General features: G+C 64.9%; 16 protein-coding genes. 5 read left to right on the top strand and 11 right to left on the bottom strand.

The window, feature by feature from the left end:
- Nucleotides 1-61 precede the first annotated feature (61 nt).
- The 3 genes from N6L27_RS20960 to N6L27_RS20950 are packed head-to-tail and all read right to left on the bottom strand — an operon-like array spanning nt 62 to nt 2102.
- A complete protein-coding gene (locus N6L27_RS20960) occupies nt 62-868 on the bottom strand; it encodes a metal ABC transporter permease (RefSeq protein WP_271909380.1) in 807 nt (268 codons plus the stop codon).
- Complete coding sequence (locus N6L27_RS20955; RefSeq protein WP_271909379.1) at nt 865-1623, bottom strand: ATP-binding cassette domain-containing protein; 759 nt, start codon at nt 1621-1623, stop codon at nt 865-867. The genes N6L27_RS20960 and N6L27_RS20955 overlap by 4 nt, the downstream gene beginning before the upstream one ends.
- Nucleotides 1620-2102, bottom strand: a complete 483-nt coding sequence (locus N6L27_RS20950) for a Fur family transcriptional regulator (RefSeq protein ID WP_271909378.1) — start codon at nt 2100-2102, stop codon at nt 1620-1622. Before N6L27_RS20950 ends, N6L27_RS20955 begins: the two co-directional genes overlap by 4 nt.
- A 97-nt stretch (nt 2103-2199) precedes the next feature.
- Here N6L27_RS20950 and N6L27_RS20945 point away from each other — a divergent pair, with 97 nt between their 5' ends.
- Nucleotides 2200-3318, top strand: coding sequence for a zinc ABC transporter substrate-binding protein (locus N6L27_RS20945; protein ID WP_271909377.1), 1119 nt, complete (start codon nt 2200-2202; stop codon nt 3316-3318).
- A gap of 32 nt (nt 3319-3350) precedes the next feature.
- Here the strand turns inward: N6L27_RS20945 and N6L27_RS20940 are convergent, their stop codons facing one another.
- Nucleotides 3351-4622: an NAD(P)/FAD-dependent oxidoreductase gene (locus N6L27_RS20940; protein WP_271909376.1), complete on the bottom strand. Its 1272-nt coding sequence runs from the start codon at nt 4620-4622 to the stop codon at nt 3351-3353.
- Nucleotides 4612-6114 carry an L-piperidine-6-carboxylate dehydrogenase gene (gene amaB, locus N6L27_RS20935; RefSeq protein ID WP_271909375.1) on the bottom strand — a complete coding sequence of 501 codons (1503 nt, stop codon included), beginning with the start codon at nt 6112-6114 and terminating at the stop codon, nt 4612-4614. The genes N6L27_RS20940 and amaB overlap by 11 nt, the downstream gene beginning before the upstream one ends.
- A 138-nt stretch (nt 6115-6252) precedes the next feature.
- On the opposite strand from amaB, the gene N6L27_RS20930 reads away from it, so the two are divergent.
- The 3 genes from N6L27_RS20930 to N6L27_RS20920 all read left to right on the top strand — a co-directional run bounded on the left by N6L27_RS20930 (nt 6253) and on the right by N6L27_RS20920 (nt 9382).
- Entirely contained in the window at nt 6253-7158 is a 906-nt protein-coding gene (locus tag N6L27_RS20930) for a LysR family transcriptional regulator (RefSeq protein ID WP_271909374.1), read from the top strand.
- A gap of 1 nt (nt 7159) precedes the next feature.
- On the top strand, nt 7160-8047 hold the full coding sequence (locus N6L27_RS20925; RefSeq protein WP_271909373.1) for a LysR substrate-binding domain-containing protein: 888 nt from the start codon (nt 7160-7162) through the stop codon (nt 8045-8047).
- A 126-nt stretch (nt 8048-8173) separates the two neighbouring features.
- On the top strand, nt 8174-9382 hold the full coding sequence (locus tag N6L27_RS20920; protein ID WP_271909372.1) for a pyridoxal phosphate-dependent aminotransferase: 1209 nt from the start codon (nt 8174-8176) through the stop codon (nt 9380-9382).
- On the opposite strand, the gene N6L27_RS20915 is transcribed toward N6L27_RS20920, so the two are convergent.
- Nucleotides 9379-11916 carry an AMP-binding protein gene (locus N6L27_RS20915; RefSeq protein WP_271909371.1) on the bottom strand — a complete coding sequence of 846 codons (2538 nt, stop codon included), beginning with the start codon at nt 11914-11916 and terminating at the stop codon, nt 9379-9381. The two genes, N6L27_RS20920 and N6L27_RS20915, sit on opposite strands and share 4 nt — an antisense overlap.
- Before the next feature lie 249 nt (nt 11917-12165).
- On the opposite strand from N6L27_RS20915, the gene N6L27_RS20910 reads away from it, so the two are divergent.
- Nucleotides 12166-12507 carry a hypothetical protein gene (locus tag N6L27_RS20910; protein WP_271909370.1) on the top strand — a complete coding sequence of 114 codons (342 nt, stop codon included), beginning with the start codon at nt 12166-12168 and terminating at the stop codon, nt 12505-12507.
- On the opposite strand, the gene N6L27_RS20905 is transcribed toward N6L27_RS20910, so the two are convergent.
- From N6L27_RS20905 to xdhB, 5 genes are all read right to left on the bottom strand, one after another.
- Nucleotides 12467-13879 (bottom strand): ISNCY family transposase, encoded by a 1413-nt coding sequence (locus N6L27_RS20905; RefSeq protein ID WP_271909369.1) that lies wholly within the window; start codon nt 13877-13879, stop codon nt 12467-12469. The genes N6L27_RS20910 and N6L27_RS20905 overlap by 41 nt on opposite strands.
- A gap of 158 nt (nt 13880-14037) precedes the next feature.
- Nucleotides 14038-15336 carry a guanine deaminase gene (gene guaD / locus N6L27_RS20900; protein WP_271909368.1) on the bottom strand — a complete coding sequence of 433 codons (1299 nt, stop codon included), beginning with the start codon at nt 15334-15336 and terminating at the stop codon, nt 14038-14040.
- A 73-nt stretch (nt 15337-15409) separates the two neighbouring features.
- A complete protein-coding gene (locus N6L27_RS20895; protein ID WP_271909367.1) occupies nt 15410-17002 on the bottom strand; it encodes a xanthine/uracil/vitamin C permease in 1593 nt (530 codons plus the stop codon).
- A gap of 31 nt (nt 17003-17033) precedes the next feature.
- A complete protein-coding gene (xdhC, locus tag N6L27_RS20890) occupies nt 17034-17927 on the bottom strand; it encodes a xanthine dehydrogenase accessory protein XdhC (protein ID WP_271909366.1) in 894 nt (297 codons plus the stop codon).
- A 3-nt stretch (nt 17928-17930) separates the two neighbouring features.
- Nucleotides 17931-20249, bottom strand: coding sequence for a xanthine dehydrogenase molybdopterin binding subunit (xdhB, locus tag N6L27_RS20885; protein ID WP_271909365.1), 2319 nt, complete (start codon nt 20247-20249; stop codon nt 17931-17933).
- Nucleotides 20250-20259 lie beyond the last annotated feature (10 nt).

Raw genomic sequence — 20259 nt, 5'->3', positions numbered from 1 at the left:
CGGCGGAACGCCTGACGGCCCCTCTGCTGCCGGCTGGTGCCCGGCGGTTCGGGGTTTGACCCTAGCTGCGGCGGCGCTGCAGCAGCAGCCCGGTCAGGCTGGAGGCCGCGAACAGCCCGGCTGCGAGGCAGACGATGCTGGGGCCTGCGGGGGTATCCAGCACAAAGGCCAGCTGCAGCCCGCCGGTGGCCGCAACCATCCCCAGCAGCCCGGCAATGACCGCCATGCGCTCGGGTGTCGCGGCGAAGGGCCGGGCGGCGGCGGCCGGGATCAGCAACATCGCGGCAATCAGCAGCACCCCCACAACCTTGATCGCCACCGCCACAACCAGCGCCAGCGCGATGGTCAGCACCATCTGCTCGCGCCGCGGGTCAATGCCGGCCGCATGGGCCAGATCCGGGTTCAGGGTGGCAGTCAGCAGCGCTGGCCACCGCCACCACAAAAGCACCAGCACCAGCACCGCGCCGCCCCAGATCACCGCGAGGTCTGCCCGGCCCACTGCAAGAATGTCACCGAACAGATAGGCCATCAGGTCGATCCTGACCCCCTGAAGGAAGGAAACCGCAACCAGGCCGAAAGCGAGGGAAGAATGCGCCAGCACCCCCAGCAGCGTGTCCATCGCATAGCCGCGCCCTGCCAGTGCTGAAACCGTGGTGGCCATGGCAAGCGCGGTCGCCAGCACGCCTGCAAAGACCGACACATCAAAGCTGAGGGCCAGCGCCACGCCAAGGATCGAGGCATGGGCGGTGGCATCACCGAAATAGGCCATCCGGCGCCAGACCACGAAACAGCCCAAGGGGGCGGCAGCCAGGGCCACGCCGATGCCCGCGAGCGCGGCACGGATCAGGAAATCGTCAAGCAGGGTCATTCGGCGGCCTCATGCTGATGCCCGTGATCATGCGTGCAGCCGTGATCATGGCTGTGGTTGTGCTCATGCCGGTACAGCGCCAGGGCGCCCTGGGTGCCGGTGCCGAACAGCGCCCGGTATTCCGGGGCAGAGGCGACATGTTCCGGCGCACCCTCGCAGCAGACATGGCCGTTGAGGCAGATCACCCGGTCGGAGGCCGCCATCACCACATGCAGCTCATGGCTGACCATCAGCACCGCACAGCCCAGATCCTGCCGCACCTTCTCGATGCGCTGGTAAAAGGCGGCGGAGCCGGGCTGGTCCAGGCCTTGGGTGGCTTCATCCAGAATCAGCAGCTGCGGATTGCACAGCAGGGCGCGGGCCAGCAGCACCCGCTGGAACTGGCCGCCCGACAGGCCCGACATCTGCCGCGCCGCCAGATCGCCGGCGCCTGCCTGTATCAATGCTTCGGACGCGCGGGCATCAGACACCCGTTCCGGCAGGCTGAGGAAGCGGCGCACAGTCAATGGCAGGGTGGCGTCGATATGCAGTTTCTGCGGCACATAGCCGATGCGCAGCCCTGGTGCCCGGGTGACCGTGCCGCGCGATGGCTTGAGCGCGCCGATCACGCTGCGCAGCAGAGTGGATTTTCCGGAGCCGTTGGGGCCGACCACGGTGACGATCTCGCCGGGGGCAATCGACAGGCTGACACCGGACAGAACCGTGTTGCCGCTATGCGCGACAGTCAGCCCGTCCATGGAAATCAGGCTGTTCATGCGGCGGACTTGTGCTGGCACTTCGGGCACAGGCCCTCAGCCTCGATCACCGCGCGCTCGATCACGAAACCGGCGTCGCGGGCGGCCTGGCCAAGCTGGCCCTGGGTGGGTTCGCGCTGCGCCTCTGCCACCGCGTCGCAGGCGCGGCAGATCAGGAAGGCCGGCGCGTGGCTTTCGCCCGGATGGGTGCAGGCGATGAAGGCATTGAGGCGCTCGATCTTGTGGGCAAAGCCGTTTTTCACCAGGAAATCCAGCGCCCTGTAGGCGACGGGCGGCTGTGAGCCGAGTCCCTCTTCGCGCAGCCGGTCGAGGATTTCATAAGCCCCCAGCGCGCGGTGCTCCTGAAGGAGAATTTCCAGTACCCGGCGGCGCACCGGGGTGAACTGCAGACCTTCGGCCCGGCACTGGGCATCCACGGCGGCGATCCCGTCCTGGATGCAGCTGCTGTGGTCGTGCGGGGCAAAGCCGATGGAGTCCATGAACGGTGTCCTTTAGGGCGGCGGAATTGCCTCTTGATATGTTATGTTATGACGTTTATCAAGCCGCGTGATGTTATAAAATTACATGGGGCGCAACATGCGGAAATCTGGCGTTTTGAGGAGCGGTGCGGCAGCGGTGGCTTTGCTGGCGGGGGCGGGCGCTGCCTGGGCAGATGTGCCGCGTGTCGCGGCGGATATTGCGCCGGTGCATGGGCTGGTAGCGCGGGTGATGCAGGGGCTGGGTGAGCCTGCTCTGGTGGTTCCGCCCGGGGCCTCGCCGCATGGCTATGCAATGCGCCCGTCGGAAGCGCGGGCACTGGATCAGGCGGATGTTGTGTTCTGGCTGGGCGGGGCGCTGACCCCCTGGCTGGAAGGCCCGCTGGAGGAACTGGCCGGTGATGCGCACCGGGTGGAACTGCTGGAGGTCACGGGCACCACGGTTCTGCCATTCCGCGAGGGCGCCCGGTTCGAAGCGCATGCCCATGATGAGGAGCATGATGATCACGCGGGCCATGACGGCCACGATGATCATGACGAGCACGGCCATGACGCGCAGGCGGACGGCCATGATGATCATGCGGATCATGACGGCCATGGTGATGAGGAGCATGCAGATCACGATGATCATGCCTCGCATGAAGGGCACGGCCACGAGGCACATGGAGAGGCGGGCCACGAAGATCACGCCGAGGGTCACCACCATGAGGGTGCCGACCCGCATGCCTGGCTTCTGCCGGCCAATGCGCAAGTGTGGCTGGATGTGATCGCGGAGGAGCTGGCGGAGCATGACCCGGACAATGCGGCGGCCTACCGGGCCAATGCCGAAGCGGGCAAGCAGGAAATCGCGCAGACCGTGGCAAGTGTGTCCGCCACGCTGGAGCCGTTCCGGGCCAAACCGTTCATCGTGTTCCACGATGCCTATCAGTACTTCGAGCAGGGCTTTGGCCTCAGCGCGGCCGGGGCGATCTCGCTGAGCGACGCGGTGAAACCCAGCCCGGCGCGGATTGCCGAAGTGCGCGAGGTGGTGGCCGATCTGAAGGTGGCCTGCGTGTTCTCGGAGCCGCAGTTCAACCCGGGTCTGGTCGCCACCGTGCTGGACGGCACCGGGGCCGGCACCGCGGTGCTGGATCCGCTTGGCGCCAAGCTGGAGGCAGGGCCGCAGTTCTATCCGGCGCTGTTGCAGGACATCGGCGCGGCAATTGCCGGCTGCGAGTAGCAGGGAGGCGGGCCTTGGGTCCGCCTTTTCTTTCATCTATTGCTGATGAGATGAGTGAGCGTGGCGCCGGTTTCGTAATAGGCGCTGCGCAGGCCTGCGAACGGCAGGCTGTGGCCCGGCGCGGGCGGCACCGGCAGGCAGGCGCTGTCCCCGCTCAGCAGTGCCTCGGCCATGGCAGCGCCGAACAGGGTGCCGGGGCCGATGCCGCGGCCGGAGTAGCCGAAACAGGCATAACCGCCCTGCAGCTCTAGGATCTTGGGCAGGTGTTCGGTGGTCATGGCGATGCGGCCGTGCCAGTGGCTGTTGAGCTTTGCGTCTTTCAGTTCGGGGTACAGCGCGGACAGTTTGCGGGGCAGCCAGCTGCGGTGCAGAGCGCTGCCGACATGGTTGAGCGCGCCCATGCCGCCGATCACCAGCCGCCCGGCCTGATCCAGCCGCCACGACGACATCACCAGCGCGGTGTCCCAGCAGCCTTCCTTCATTGGCAGGATCTTGTCCAGCAGCGGGCCGGGCAGCGGATCGGTGGCGGCCTGGAAGTAATGCACCGGAATGACCTGCGGCGCGGCGTAGCCGGAGATTTCGCGGGCATAGGCATTGGTCGCCATGATCAGGTGTTTGGCGCGGAGGCTGCCTTTGGGTGTTGCCACATGCCAAGTGGGGCCTTCTTGGCTGATGGCGGTGGCAGGCGATTGCGCGTGCAGCTGCGCGCCCGCCGCGGCGGCGGCGCGGGCAAGGCCGCGGACATAGGCCAGCGGCTGGATGGTGCCCGCGCGCGGGTCGAACAGGGCGCCGTGCACGGCCTCGGATCCTGTGCGCTGGATGGCGTCTTCGCGGGAGAGAAGTTTTACCGGAGCGCCAATGGCGGTGAGCTGGCCGTGGCGGCGCCGCAGGTCGTTCATCCCGCCGGGCGCATGGGCGCAGTGCAGGGTGCCGCCGCGCTCCGGCTCGCATTGGATGGCGTGTTTTTCGATCAGATCGAACACCATGTCCGGCGCGCCTGCCAGCAGCTCTGACAGGCGGCTGCCGGCCTTGGTGCCGAGTGCGGCGTTGATGTCCTCCGGCGGCAGCCAGAGGCCGGCGTTTGCCAGCCCCACGTTGCGCCCTGAACCGCCGCTGCCGATGTCCCCGGCCTCGATCAGGCGGACCGAGGCGCCCAGTTCCGCAGCCTTCAGTGCCGCCGCGCCGCCGGTATAGCCGCCGCCGATCACCACCAGATCGGCCGTTGCCTCCCCGGTGAGTTCCGGGAAGGCGGGGTTTTCCTGGCAGGTTTGGTGCCAGAGGCAGGACGCCAGATCAGATGTCAAACTTGATCCCCTGAGCAAGCGGCAGCGCGCGTGAGTAGTTCACGGTGTTGGTCTGCCGGCGCATGTACCCTTTCCAGGCGTCAGAACCGCTTTCGCGGCCGCCGCCCGTCTCCTTTTCGCCCCCGAAAGCGCCGCCGATTTCAGCGCCGGAGGGGCCGATGTTCACGTTGGCAATACCGCAGTCGGAGCCCGCTGCCGAGAGGAAATATTCCGTTTCGCGCACGTCGGTGGAGAAGATGCAGGAGGACAAGCCTTGCGGCACTTCGTTCTGCATTTCAATGGCTTGGTCGAGATCCGTGTATTTCACCACATAGAGGATCGGGGCGAAGGTTTCGGTGTGCATGATGGCGGTCTGACCGGGCATCTCCACAATTGCCGGATGCACATAGGCGGCGTTGGCAAAGCTGTCCGCCAGCGCCCGGGTGCCGCCATGAACGGTGCCGCCTTCTGCCTGCGCACGCTCCAGCGCGCTGGTCATCGCGTCCAGCGCTGCGCCGTCGATCAGCGGGCCGACCAGGGTGCCATCGGCCAGCGGGTCGCCGATGGGCAGGCCCTCATACGCCTTGATCAGGCGCGGGATCAGCTGGTCATAGATGTCTTCATGCACAATCAGTCGGCGCAGGGAGGTGCAGCGCTGGCCGGCGGTGCCGACGGCGGAGAACACGATGGCGCGCAGGGCCATCTCCAGATCGGCGGAGGGGGCCACGATCATCGCGTTGTTGCCGCCCAGCTCCAGAATGGTGCGGCCAAGGCGTTTCGACATGTCGGCGGCCACTGCCTTGCCCATCGGCACGGAGCCGGTGGCGGAGATAATGGCAACGTCCTTGGAGGCGGTCAGCGCCTCGCCCAGATCACGCTCGCCAATCAGCACCTGGATCAAGCCCTCGGGCGCGTCACCACCAAAGGCGGCCATGGCGCGCTCGCAGATCTTTTGAACGGCGAGTGCGGTGAGCGGGGTTTTCTCCGACGGTTTCCAGATCACCGGATCGCTGCAGACCAGCGCCAGTGCCGCGTTCCAGCACCAGGGGGCAACGGGGAAGTTGAAGGCGGTGATGATGCCGCAGGTGCCCATCGGGTGCCAGCTCTCGCGCATCGCGTGGCCGGGGCGTTCGGAGGCGATGGTGAGGCCATAAAGCTGGCGCGAGAGACCCACCGCAAAGTCGCAGATGTCGATCATCTCCTGCACTTCGCCAAGCCCCTCCTGATAGATCTTGCCGCATTCCAGGGTGACGAGGCGGCCCAGGTTTTCCTTCTCGCGGCGCAGTTCGTCACCCAGCAGGCGCACCAGCTCGCCGCGGCGCGGGGCCGGGACCAGGCGCCAGGACTTGAAGGCGGACTTGGCAGCGGCGATCTGCGCTTCGGCCTCTGCAGCGGTGTGGGTTTTCAGGCGGGCAATTTCGCTGCCGTCCACCGGCGTGGTGACAGTCAGGCTGCCGCCGGAAAGTTCGGCGCCGGTCAGGCCTGCAGCGGCGAGGATGTCGGAATGGGGCATGTCGGAATCCTTATGATGCGAGGGCAGGGCATGAGCAAAACTTTAGCTTGCTTTGCGCGGATGTCCCGCCGGGCGTCGGTCTGATATAGAAATTGCACCCTCCGGCGCGGATTGCTATTGAAACTAAATCCTGAAGATATGAGCAAAGATCATATGATTGCCCCGCGCCGCTTTCTGCCCTCGATCCCGTCGCTCTTGGCGCTGGAGGCCGTGGACCGGCTGGGCAGCGCTTCAGCTGCGGCGGCGGACCTGTCGTTGACGCAAAGCGCCATCAGCCGCCAGCTGAAGCAGCTGGAGGAGCAGATGGGCGTGGATCTGATTGCCCGGGACCAGATGCGGATGCAGCTGACGCCGGCGGGCACCGGCTTTGCCAAGGAGGCGCGCGCAATCCTGACGCGGCTGGCGCAGGCCTCGGTCAAGTTGCGCGCAAACCCGGACGGCGGCAGTTTCACCCTGTCGATCCTGCCGTCCTTTGGCCTGCATTGGCTGGCGCCGCGGCTGAAGGGGTTTGCCGCGTCGCATCCCGGCATCACGGTGAACCTGCATACGCATAACCTGCCGTTCAGCTTTGACGCGGGCACCGCGCAGGCAGCGATCCACTATGGCACGCGGGATTGGCCGGGGGTGGAGTACCTGCCGCTGATGCCGAAACACGTGCTGCCGGTTTGTGCGCCGGGGCTGATGGATGCGCCGGTTGCCAGCCCGGCGGAGCTGCTGGACTATCCGCTGCTGCATCTGGAGACGCACCCGGACTGCTGGGAGCAGTGGTTTCACTTGCACGATGTGCCGGCTGCCAAACTGCGGGGGATGCTGTTTGACCAATCGTCGGCGATGACGCAGGGGGCGGTGCATGGGCTGGGGGTGGCCTTGCTGCCGGATTTCCTGGCCGAGAACGAGATTGCGCAGGGCCGGCTGGCGCTGGCGATGGAGGGGGCTGCGGTGAGCCTGGGCGAGTATTTCCTGGTCTGGCCCGCGGATCAGGCGGAGGACTATCCGCTGATCAAGTTCCGCGAGTGGCTGGTTTCGCAGCTGGAGGAGAAGTGACATGCGGCTGCCAAGCCTGACCCATCTGCGCTGTTTCGAAAGTGCTGCGCGACACCAGAGTTTTACCGCTGCGGGGGAGGAGCTGGGTCTGACCCAGAGCGCCGTCAGCAAGAAGGTGAAGGAGCTGGAAGGCGACCTGGGCTTCGACCTGTTCCAGCGGGCGGGCCGCGGCGTGGTGCTGACGCCGGCCGGGCAGGGGCTGGCCAGCGACCTGGAGCTGGATCTGGCGGGCTTGCGCGCGACACTGCAAAAGGCAGCCGCCGCCGGGGCCGGGCGGTCGGCCCTGCGCATTGCGGTGCTGCCGGCATTCGCCAACCTCTGGCTGATCCCGCGGCTGCCGGATTTTTTTGCACGCCACCCGGAGGTGGAGCTGAGCTTCTCCACCCGCTTGGAGCCGTTTGACTTTGCCCGCGAGAACTTTGACCTGGCGGTGCATTACGGGCTGGACAACTGGCCTGGCACCCATATGGCGCCGCTGTTCGGCGAGGAGATGGTGCCGGTCTGCGCGCCCGGCTTCTTTGCCGTGCATCAGCTGGAGCAGGCGGGCAATTGGGGGCAGGCGCCGCTGCTGCATCTGGAAAGCCGCGCGGGCTCCTGGGCGGAGTGGTTCGAGCGCGCAGGGCTGGCGGGGGGGGCGCGGCAGGACGGCCGCTATTTCGACCAGCACTCGATGGTGATCGCTGCCGCCACGGCGGGGCTGGGGGCGGCGATTGTGCCATATGACATGGTGGCGCGGGAGATCGCGGGCGGTGATCTGATGCGGATACCGGGGCCTGCGCTGGAGTCGCGCAAGCGCTATTATCTGGTACGCCCGCACGGGGTGGTGCCGGAGGCGGTGCAGAAGCTGGAAGCCTGGATGCGCAAGCAGTTGCGGAGCAGACCAGAGTGAGATGTTTCACCTGGCCGATAGGCCGGGCATGACGAACAGGAATGGATGCCGTCGAAACCGGCTGGTTTTCCTAGCTGATTGGATGCTTCACTCTGAATGCGACCCAGTCAGCAGGGAGCCTTTGCCATGGCCCAGTTCCGCCGCGCCACCCGTCTTGACCCGATCGAAGTATCTGAAATCCTGACCATCGGCGCCAAGGCGGCAGAGATGAAGCGCCAGGGCGCGCCGGTGATCATCCTTGGCGCCGGGGAGCCGGATTTCGACACGCCGGACCACGTTAAAGAGGCCGCCGCTGCCGCGATGCAGGCGGGGGAGACCAAATACACCCCGCTTGGCGGCACGCTGGCGCTGCGGCAGGCAATCCAGGCGAAGTTCAGGCGCGACAACGGTCTGGACTATGCGCTGGACGAGATCATCGCGGGCACCGGCGCCAAGGAAATCCTGTTCGATGCCTTCATGGCCAGCCTCAACCCCGGCGATGAGGTGATCGTGCCGACGCCGTACTGGACGTCCTATTCCGATATCATCCGCATTGCAGGCGGCGCGCCGGTGCTGGTGCCTTGCGGGGACGGCACAGGTTTCCGGCTGACGGCGGAGAAGCTGGAGGCGGCGATCACGCCGCGCACCCGCTGGCTGCTGCTGAATTCGCCGTCGAACCCGGCGGGTGCAGGCTACAGCGCGGAGGATTACAAACCGCTGCTGGAGGTGCTGCTGCGGCATCCGGATGTCTGGCTGATGGCGGACGACATGTATGAGCACATCACCTATGGCGGGTTTGAATTTGCCACCCCCGCGCAGGTGGAGCCGCGGCTGAAGGACCGGGTGCTGACGGTGAACGGCGTCTCCAAGGCCTATGCGATGACCGGCTGGCGGCTGGGTTATGCGGGCGGGCCGAAGGCGCTGATTGATGCAATGAAGGTGGTGCAGTCGCAATCGACCTCGCATCCCTCCTCGGTGTCGCAGGCGGCGGCAGTGGCGGCGCTGAACGGCCCGCAGGAGGTGCTGGCAGAGCGGCGGGCCAGTTTCCAGGCGCGGCGCGATCTGGTGGTGGAGGCCTTGAACGCCATGGAGGGCATCAGCTGCCCGGTGCCGGAAGGGGCGTTCTACACATTCGCCAATTGTGCTGGCGTTCTGGGCAAGCGCACTCCTGAGGGCGCAGTGCTGGAGACGGACGCGGATTTCTGCGCCTACCTGCTGGAGCAGCACCATGTGGCGGTGGTGCCGGGCCGCGCCTTTGGCATTTCACCCTATTTCCGGATTTCCTATGCGACGTCCGAGGCGGAGCTGCGCGAGGCGCTGAGCCGGATTGGCAATGCGGTGGCGGCGCTCGTCTAGGCCTCCGCAAGGGCCGGCTGGCGGGCGCGGGCGTTGACCCAGGTCCGCACCAGCTGGCGCTGAAGTGAAGCCACCGCCAGCCCCAGGGCAATGCCGCCCAGGATGCCGAGCGTGTTGACCAGCGCAGTGCGGCCTTCCAGCCCGATCATCGGCATCAGGATTTCCGGCACCAGCCGGTGCAGCAGGTAGATCGGGAAGGCGGCCTGTGCCAGCCGCATGACGGCGCGGGAAACCGGGCGCGGCAGCGGCATCCGCTGGACAAAGATCAGCCCGGCGATCAGCGCCAAGAGCCACATATACTTGATCCAGCCGCCGTACCAGTTGCCGCCGAGATAGGCGGCTGCGGGCATGATCACGCAGGCGGCACCCAGCAGCACCAGCTGCTGGTGCAACCCGCGGGCGGCAGTGATGCACCAGCCGATGGCAAAGAGATAGAGAACCCAAGGCACCGTGAACTGCGCCCGGCCGCCGATGTTCCAGACCTCCGGCGCAATCAGGCGGATAGCCACGGCAAACCCCAGCAGGCAAAGCCCGGTGCGGTAGGCGCCCTGGTGTGCCAGCCAGCGCCGCACTGGCGGCAAGGCAAAGGGCAGGGCGATCAGCAGGGTGATCTGCCAATAGGCCTCCACGAACCAGTAGAGATAGGGCAGCATCAGATGGGTTTCCGGCGTGGTCAGGGCAAAATTCCCGGCCAGGAAGACAGAGACCCAGGGCACCTGTTCCCACGCGACGGCATAGCCGGCCAGCACTAAGTAATAGGGGATCAGCACCGCGGCGACGGGTTTGAAGAAGCTGCGCATGTCACCGGTGCTCAGCGCGTCCCAGCGGTAGCCGGCAACGCTCATCCCCATCAGGATCACCATTGCGGCGGCGCCGCCGTAAGTGGGCCAATGGGTCTGATGGGCGATGACCACGGCGAGGATTGCAACCACCCGCGCGACCAGCTCAAACGGCAGGCTGCTGCCGCGGGCCGGGGCGGTGGTCTCCAGCGCCTTGATGGGCATGGTTTCCCAGCCGGCCGGGGCGCCGCCCAGAGCGTCGTCCAGCGCCAGCGACAGCTCCACATGGCGCAGCGAGTCGCCGCCGAGCGAGGCAAAACTGTCGTTGCGGCCCACGGTCTGCGGCGCAAAGGCGGCCTGATAGGCGGCCAGCACGTTCTTGGTGCGCGCGGGTTTGGCGGATTGCGCCTTGAGCGCCGGATAGTCGATCTTGCCATTGGCGCGGCGGGGCAGGGATTTGCGCGGCAGCACGGTGAAATGCTGCTGGCCGACGCCGGTAAGCCTGGCAGCCAGCGCGGCGATGCCGTCCTCTGGCCCGCAGATGGCGATGGAGATGCGGGTGTCATCACCCCAGACCGCGGCCTCATGCCCCTGGGCAGCCAGTGCGCGTTCGATGGCGTCATGTCCGATGCGCAGGCCCGCGATCTTGGACATCCGCGACAGCCGCCCGGTGATATGGTACAGCCCATCGGCATCACGCCGGGCCAGGTCGCCGGTAGCCAGTTCGCTGAGCTCTGCACCCTTGGCCAGATCGGCGCTGCCCTCGGCATAGCCCATCATCACGTTCGGGCCTTTGTAGACCAGCTCACCCTCGCCTTCAGGCGTGGTGATGTCCTTGCCGCCCGCATCACGCAGCAGCAGTTGGCCGCCGGGGATGGCGCGGCCTGCGGCGCCGGGGTGGTCCAAAGCCTGATCATGCGGCAGATAGCTGATCCGTGCTGTCGCCTCGGTCTGGCCGTACATGACGAAGAACCGGCCCGCCCGGGCCTGCATCCGCGCGGCCCAGCTGCGGACCTGCTCCGCCTCCATCGCACCGCCGGCTACAGTCAGGGTCTTGATGGTCTCCGGCAGCGCCTGGGACAGGCCTGCGCTCTCCAGCAGCCGGAAGTGATGCGGCACGCCGGCCAGGCTGGTGGCGCCGGAGGCCGCCAGCGCTGCGGCGAAACCGGGTTCCAGCACTGAGCCGGGCGCAAGCCAGAGGCTGGCGCCGGCTGCCAGATGCGAGTGCAGCACCGACAGGCCGTAGGAATAATGCAGCGGCAGGATCAGCGCGGCGCGGTCCTGGGGCTGGATCTCCAGATATTGCGCAATGGCGCGGGCGTTGCTGTCCAGAGCATTGGCGGACAGGCGCACACCGCGCCCGTGGCCGGTGCTGCCGGAGGTTTGCAGCAGCAGGGCAAGGTCCGGGTGGATATCCGCCGGTTCATGCGCATGGGTCAGAAGCTGCCAAGAGCCGCCGATGCAGCGGAAGCTGGCAGCGGGGCGGAAACGGTCTGTCAGGCTTTCGGCGGTGGCCTCATCCCCGGCGGGCAGCGGCATGACGGCATGGCCTGCGGCCAGGGCGCCGAGACAGGCGGTGATGGCCTCGGGAGCGCCCGCGGCCTCAACCGCAATCAGCCGCCGGTTTTGCGGCAATTGGCGGGTAAACTGTTCGGCAGCATCCGCCAAAGCGGCATAGGTCAGCTGGGTTCCATCCGCCGTAATCAGACAGGGACGGGCGCCAAATGCGCGCAATTCAGCCAGGTCGTAAAACATCCGCAACTCCTTCGAGCGCGGCGGGTATTATAATTTACTAATTTTGTCAATTATTCCTGGGCGGCTTGTTGCCGCCTTTGCAGCACGTGCGCGAAATCGGCACGCATGTTGCAACCATGTAGAAATGTCACCATAGAGCGCGACGGGAGCAAGGCTTAGCAGCCCGGAGACCTCAAATATCGCAGGGCTGAAAAGCCTTGCGGGATCAGGTAGTCTGCAATCGAACCAGATACCTTTGAGTGATTTGAGATGCCGCTGCTTGATCCGCCACTGACACCACCGCCGAAAATTAAGCTTTCTCGTCTGCGGGATATTGGTTGGTCGAAGTGGGACCCAATCGGGCTTTTGGCTGATGGACAGAAGTGGGATGATGAAGACTGCCAGCCGTTCGCCGACGAATATGACAGCTATCTCCTTCAAGCGGCAGGGCAGCTCCGACGGGGTGCAACAGAAGAAGAAGAAGTCAATTACCTCGTGGATATCGAGGCGAATTATATGGGCTTAGGGCCTGCGAGAGGAGCTACGGCTCGCGCCAAGGAAGTTGTCGCGGCTATTCAAGCGGATGAAGAGCTTTGGACGTTCCAGAAGTAGTCTCCGCTGCCTTCGCTTCTGCCGCCCGTTCCGCCCTTCGCCGTTCATAGTAGGCTTCCATCTTTGACGGTCGTCCCGGCGGGCGGCGTCCGGTGTTTTTGTATCCATTCTTGGCACTGACAGGTTTGACCTTGGGCGGCGGCACGGCCTTCTCTTGTTCCTCTTTGATGTGGGCGAGGACGGCGCTGAGATGCTTGTTTTCCGTGATGGCCGCGTGTGTGACGCGCTGTTGGTGCGGATCGAAAATGCTGCAGGGCAGGGCGACGCCTTTTGCGCGCACCTGGATGCGTCCGTCTAGCATCTCGTACACTTCCACGTATTTGCCAACCAAGCCGCGCGACAGGTCGTTGACCTCCAACCGGATGCGCTTGCGGTCGTACTTCAGAGTCAAATCCTTTGTGACATAGCGTCTGTCGCGCAGGCAGAAGACTTCGGCGAGGCGATCAGGTTCGATGTTCAAGGCTCGGTGCAGGTTGTCTGGTTTGGCCGGAGCCTTTGCAAACTTGGTGTTGTAGCGTTCGATGAAGCCCGCAAGGAAGGCATTCCCGTCATCCATGTTGGAGATGCCCGCGATGCGCAGTTCTTTGACCAGACGGTCTTGCAGTGTGCGGTTCGCGCGTTCCACGCGGCCTTTGGCTTGGGAAGAATTGGCGCAAATGATCTCGATGTTCAGCTCGGCCAGGGCGCGTCCGAATTGGGTCATGCCTGTCATGTGTTCGTTTGGTTTTGGAACGCGGAAGACGGTGTGCTTGTCGCTGTAGAACGCTACCGGGCGGCCATGCTTCAGCAGATAGCTTTCCAACGCCTCAAAGTAGCTGAATGTGCTCTCGGATTTGACGAACCGCAGTTCCATCAGCGTGCTGGTCGCATCATCGATGAAGATGAGTAAGGTGCAGGGGTCGCCGCGATCCTCGAACCATCGGTGGTCTGAGCCGTCAATCTGGATCAGCTCGCCATAGCATTCCCGGCGCAAGCGCGGCTGATGAAATGTCCGGCGTTGCTTGCGTGACAACCAAATGCCGTCTTCCTGCATCCATTTGCGCACCGTCTCGCGGGAGACTTTGAAGCCATGATGCTCAGCCAGCATCTCCGTTGCCAAGGTTGGCCCGAAGTCGGCAAAACTCTCCTTGATCAAGCTCAGCGCATAATCACGCTTGGCATGATGGATGCGATTGTTCGGAGGTTTGTCACGCGCTTTGTGCCGGATCGCGGATGCGCCATCCTGACGATACCGCTTCAACAGTCGGAAAACCTGCCGCGGTGTTAAGTTCAACATGTTCGCCGCATTATCAACGCTCAACTGACCATCATCGACTTGCGCCAGCACCTCCACGCGGTTCAACTCGCGCTCGCTCATAACCACCCATCCCATGTCTGCTCACCCTCAATGATTTTTGAGGACAGAGTGACATTCCTGAATTGCTCTTGGGTGACATTTTAACTTTGCGGCCACACACGCAAAAAGTTTGTAATCATGATTATGGTAAGAAAAGGGGGAAGTGCCGCGGGCGCTGGCCCGCGGCGGCGATGTCAGGATTTCATCGGCTGGCCGGCCACATAGGTCTGCGCGATGGAGCGGTCGTCGCCCAGGGTCTGCAGGATGAACAGCTCTTCGGACAGGGTTTCCGCCCGCTGCATCCGCAGGTCCATCGCGTGGGTGGCGCGGGAATCGAGCACGACGATGTCGGCCTCGGTGCCTGCTTCCAGCGTGCCGATCTTGTCCTCCAGCCCCAGGGCCACGGCGTTGCCGCGGGTGATCCAGTGGAAGGCGCGCAAGGGGTGCAGTTTCTGGTTCTGCAGCTGCAGGACCTTGTAGCCCTCGTTCAGGGTCTGCAGCATCGAATAGCTGGTGCCCGCGCCGATGTCGGTGGCAATGGCATTGGTGATGCCGCGGCTGCGCAGGCCTGCGTCGTCGAACAATCCGCTGCCAAGGAACAGGTTCGAGGTCGGGCAGAACACCGGCTTGGCCTGGGTTTCGGCCAGGGCGTCAATCTCGCGCGGCTGCAGGTGGATCGAGTGGCCCAGCAGCATCTTTTCCGTCAACAGCCCATAGGACTGGTAGACGTCCAGATAATCGCGCGCCTGCGGATAAAGCTCGGCAGTAAAGGCGATCTCGTCTTGGTTTTCCGACAGGTGGGTCTGCACGTAGCAGTCCGGGTGCTCCTGCACGAGCGCGCCGGCCATTTCCATCTGATCGGGGGTGGAAGTGATGGCAAAGCGCGGGGTGATCGCATAAAGCCCGCGGCCCTTGCCGTGGTATTTCGCGATCAGTTCCTTGGTGTCGTCATAGCCGCTGACCGGCGTATCCAGCAGGCCCTCGGGCGCGTTGCGGTCCATCAGCACCTTGCCGCCGATCATCCGCATGTTGCGGCGGGCGGCCTCGGTGAAATAGGCCTCGGCGGAGGTTTTGTGGACCGAGCAATAGGCAACGGCGGTGGTGGTGCCGTGGCTGGTCAAGAGGTCAAAGAAATGCCCGGCCATCCCGGCACTGTGGCCGGCATCGGCAAAGCGGACCTCCTCCGGGAAGGTGTAGTTGTTCAGCCACTCCAAGAGCTGCGAGCCCCAGGAAGCGATCACCTGCACCTGCGGGAAATGCAGATGGGTGTCGATGAAGCCGGCCATCAGGATGTGCGGGCGGTGGTCGATCACCTCGGCGCCTGCGGCCTGCGGAGCGAGCGCGTCATAGCTGCCCTTGGCCAGGATCATGCCGTCCGCGACCAGCAGCGCGCCGTCCTCGATGAACTCATAGGCGCTGGTGTCCTGGGGGTCTTGCGGTTCGGCGGTGAAGGAAAGCACCCGGCCGCGCAGCAGCGTCTGTTTCGGTGTCATGTCTCTTAATGTCCTTGTTCACTGGCAGGGGGCGGCGCACCGCCCCCTGCCCTGTTCCGTGAGTGTGGTCGGGTTATTCGCCCGCCGGCAGGTGCGGCACATGCGGTTTGATGCCGTCATCTTCGGCTTCCTCGTGCTCATCCGCCTTGTGGAAGATCGGGTAGATGAACAGGAAGGCCGCGGCGATCAGGTAGCCCATGGCGACGCCGCTGAACTCGGGCCAATGCAGGCTGGCAGAGTGGATCACGCCGACCAGCGACATCACCGCCGCCGCCAGGGCAAAGCCGCCCGCGTTGCGGAAGTCGCCGTCGATCACGCTGGCCACGATGGCGCCCCAGATCAGGCCGGTCAGGATGGCACCCTGGCTGAGCGCCAGATGGCCCTCGTAGTGCGCACCCTGCTGCAGCAGCGCTGCGGTCAGTTCCGGGTCGCCCAGCTGCGCCATGCCGGTGGCACCCAGTGCGCCCAATGCGCCGGCCAATGCGCCCCATTTGATCACCAGGAAGGCCGATACATGCGGCATCATTGCGATGGTCACCGCAGCGATATGGTCGGTCTTCACCGAATGCGCGGTGTTGGTCACCAGGCTGAGCGCCACAAACACCAGCACCGGCGCGGCCGCAGCCACGGGGATCAGGTTGTTGAGGAACGCCAGGAGGCCAAAGAAGGCGGCAAAGGGGATCACCAGGCCGACGCCGATGATATAGCCGGAACGTGCGCCCATCCGCTTGTAAGCCGGGTGGCCGATGTAGGCGGTGGTCGGGAACGGCGAGCCGAAGACCGCACCGATCATGGTGCCGACGCCATCGGTCACCTGGCACAGGGCCACCGGGTAGTGGTCGCCCGCCGCTTCGGCGCTTTCGACGTTGTTCATGGTTTCGATGAAGTTGTAGATCTGCACCGGCACCAGGACCAGGAACAGCTCCGGGTTGGCAAACAGATGCTGGATGCCGGCAATCAGGTCACCGAAGTACGGGACCGGCAGGTAGATGCCCACGCCATCCAGAGACACCGAGGCCTCACCCATGCCAAGCGCCACGACTGTGCCGACGATCAGCGCCAGAAGGCCTGCCGGGATGTTGAACGGCAGCCGGTGGCGGCCCACCAGGCCCCACAGGATGATGATCATCGAGGCAAAGCCGATGAACGGGTTTTCGAAAATCGTTGCCAGCGGCACGGTGCCGATGAACACCAGCGCAATACCGCAGAGCGTGCCGAGCATACCGGCGCGCGGGGTCACCCGCTTGAGCCAGGGGCCGACGATGGCGCCAAGGCCCGCAACGATGCCGCCCATGAAGCCGGCGCCAATGCCCACCTGCCAGGCCAGCATGGCGTCATTGGTGGACCAGTAGATCGGCCCGATCACACCGAACAGATAGACGAACATCACGGGCGTCGAGATGCCATAGGGCAGCGCGGTCACGTCGCGGCCCTCTTTCTCGGCGGTGTGTTTGGCCAGCCAGGTGTAGACCGCGATACCGGCCAGGATCGCCACTGCGGCGCCGGGCACGATGCGGCCGAACACGATGTCGGCAGGCATGTTGAAGACAAACTGACAGATGCCCGAAAGCACGATCAGGTTGATCAGGTTGTCTGTGAACAGCGCCCAGAATGCACTGAAGTCATTCCGCGCGAACAGTTTGTACGTGTAGCTCCGCCCGGTCATGGCGGCCTCCTCCTGTCAAGAGGACGCAGTCTTAACGGCTGTTTGCTCCAGCCGTATCTCCCTCTGCGTCCGGTTGCTTACCCGCCTGGGGCAGGTCAGTGCTCCGAGATGGAGCGGACGCGGCAGTTTCAGAGGTCAGATCAGCGATCACTTCCGCCGCCACGAAGGCTGCGATGACGCTGGGCCGCTTATCGCGGCTACCGCTTGCCCCGATGGGGCAGATGAGACGGTCGCTTGCAAGACCGTCGCAATGGTCCCGGCACCAGCGGCGGAACTTCTCCCGCTTGGTGGCCGATCCGATCAGGCCGACATAGCCGGCATCGCCGCGCTGCAGGGCAGCGGAGGCAAGCAGGAAGTCGAGCGCATGATCATGGGTGAGAACGATGAACGCACTGCCCGCAGGGGCGGTGGCGATGTCGATCTCAGGAATAGCGCTTTGGCGGATTTCCACATCCGCGTGACACAGGGCCAGCTCTTCGGCGCGCTGGTCGATCAGGATGCAGCGCACCGGCATATGCTGGAACAGATCCGCCAGCGCCCGGCCCACATGGCCCGCCCCCATCACATAGACATGCGGCAGCGCCTGTTCCTCGGCCTGCTGGCGGGCAATGGCGTCGTCGCGGTCGGTCTGGCGCATCTGCGCCAGCGACATTTCCACCCGTCCGCCGCAGCACTGGCCGATCTCCGGCCCCAGCGGCACATCCAGTGTGTCGCTGATTACACCCTGCTTCAGCATCCGCCGGGCGTGGTCGATTGCAATATATTCCAGCTGGCCGCCGCCAATGGTCCCCCACAGGCCTTCTGCCGCCACAAACATGCAGGTGCCGGCCTCGCGCGGGGAGGACCCGCGGACGCGGGTCAGCACGACCTGCACCACATGTTTGCGGCTGGCCAGAAAGTCCTGGAGGGAGAGGCGGCGGGTCATGGCTCAGCCCTGCCCTTTGAGGGTTTCGATCGCCATCAGCACGCGCTCCGGCGTAGCCGGTGCATCCAGGCGCGGGCAGACCTTGTAGTCCGCGGTGCTGGCGACAGCCATCGACAGCGCCTCGAACACCGAGATGCCCAGCATGAACGGCGGCTCGCCCACGGCCTTGGATCGCTTGATAGTGCGCTTCTTGTTCACCGACCATTCGGCCAGCTGCGTGTTGAAGACGCGCGGCCGGTCGGAGGCCAGCGGGATCTTGTAGGTCGAGGGCGCATGGGTGCGCAGGCGGCCTTCGCCGTCCCACCACAGCTCCTCAGTCGTCAGCCAGCCCATGCCCTGGATGAAGGCACCCTCCACCTGGCCCTTGTCCAGCACCGGGTTCAGCGAGCGGCCCACGTCATGCAGGATGTCGGTGCGTTCCACCCGGTATTCGCCGGTCAGCGTGTCGACCGACACCTCGGAGCAGGACGCGCCATAGGCGTAGTAGAAGAACGGCTGCCCCTTGCCCGCCGCGCGGTCCCAGTGGATTTCCGGCGTCTTGTAGAAGCCCGCCGCCGACAGGTGGACGCGGGCCATATAGGCCTCTTTGACCAGCGTATCGAAGGGGATCTCCTCGCTGCCGACGCGCACGCGGTTGGGCAGGAATTCGACGTCGGCCTCGGCCACGCCGTGCTTCTCGGCCGCGAATTTGGTCAGCCGGGCAATGATCTGCTCCGCCGCATCAAGCGCCGCCATGCCGTTGAGGTCCGAGCCCGAAGAGGCCGCGGTGGCGGAGGTGTTCGGCACCTTCTCGGTGGTGGTCTTGGTGATCTTGATGCGCTCAAAATCCACTTGGAACGCATCGGCCACAACCTGCGCCACCTTGGTGTTGAGGCCCTGCCCCATCTCGGTGCCGCCGTGGTTCAGGTGGATCGAGCCGTCATTGTAGACATGGATCAGCGAGCCCGCCTGGTTGTACCAGGTCGCGGTGAAGGAAATGCCGAATTTCACCGGGGTCAGGGCAATGCCCTTCTTGATGATCTTCGAGTCTTTGTTGAAGGCGATGATTTCTTCCCGGCGCTTGCGGTATTCGGCGTTTTCCTCCAGCTCCGTGATCAGCCGATCGAGGATATTGTCCTCCACCTTCTGATGATAGGGCGTCAGGTCGCGGCCCTCTTCGCCATAGAAATTGGCCTTGCGCACATCCAGCGGGTCCTTGCCGAGGGCATAGGCGATCTCTTCGATCATCCGCTCCGCCGCGACCACACCCTGCGGGCCGCCAAAGCCGCGGAAAGCGGTGTTGGACACCGTGTTGGTCTTCATCGGACGGCTTTTCAGCAGCACGTTCGGGTAGAAATAGGCGTTATCCGCATGGAACAGCGCGCGGTCGGTGACCGGTCCCGACAAGTCCGAGGAATAGCCGCAGCGCGCGGCAAAGCCGCCCTCGACCGCCTGAATGCGGCCGGCGTCATCAAAGGCCACGTCATAGTCGATCACGAAGTCATGGCGTTTGCCGGTGGCGGTCATGTCCTGATCGCGGTCCGGGCGGATCTTGACCGGGCGGTTGTGTTTCTTCGCAGCGATTGCAGCCACCGCGCAGAACAGGTTCATCTGGCTTTCCTTGCCGCCAAAGCCGCCGCCCATGCGGCGCACGTTGACGGTGACCGCGTTGTTCGCCACGCCCAGAACATGCGCCACCATATGCTGCGCCTCGCTGGGGTGCTGGGTGGAGCAATGCACGGTCACATCTTCATCTTCGCCGGGGATGGCAAAGGCGATGTGCCCCTCCAGATACATGTGGTCCTGGCCGCCGACGGTCATCTGCGCCTGGATGCGGTGGGGGGCGTCCTTGCGGCCGGCCTCGACATCGCCGCGCTCCAGCTTCAGCGGGTCGGTGATCATCGGATACCCGGCCTCCTGCGCCTGGACCGGGTCCAGCGCGTGCGGCAGCACCTCGTAATCCACCTGCGCCAGCTCAGCCGCACGGCGGGCGGCATCGCGGGTTTCGGCGATGACCGCAAACATCGGCTGGCCGTGGAATTCGACCTTCTCCGTCGGGAACACCGGCTCGTCATGTTTGCCGGTGGGGCTGATGTCGTTGACGCCGGGGATGTCATCGGCGGTCAGCACGTCCACCACGCCGGGCGCAGCGCGCACAGCTGACAGGTCGATGCCCTTGATATTGGCGTGGGCGACGGTGGAGACACCCAGGTACGCGTGCAGCGTGCCATAGGGTTCAGCAATATCGTCGGTGTATTCGGCGCGGCCTGTCACATGCTTGATGGCACTGTCGTGCTGGCGGTCATGGTGCACGGCGCCGCTGATGGTCTGATGGTCTTTCATCGCAAATCCT

The sequence above is a fragment of the Leisingera sp. SS27 genome (assembly GCF_028368855.1).
GTDB lineage: Bacteria > Pseudomonadota > Alphaproteobacteria > Rhodobacterales > Rhodobacteraceae > Leisingera.
The sequence above is the reverse complement of the archived record's forward strand: the minus strand, read 5'-3'. Positions and strand labels throughout refer to the sequence as shown.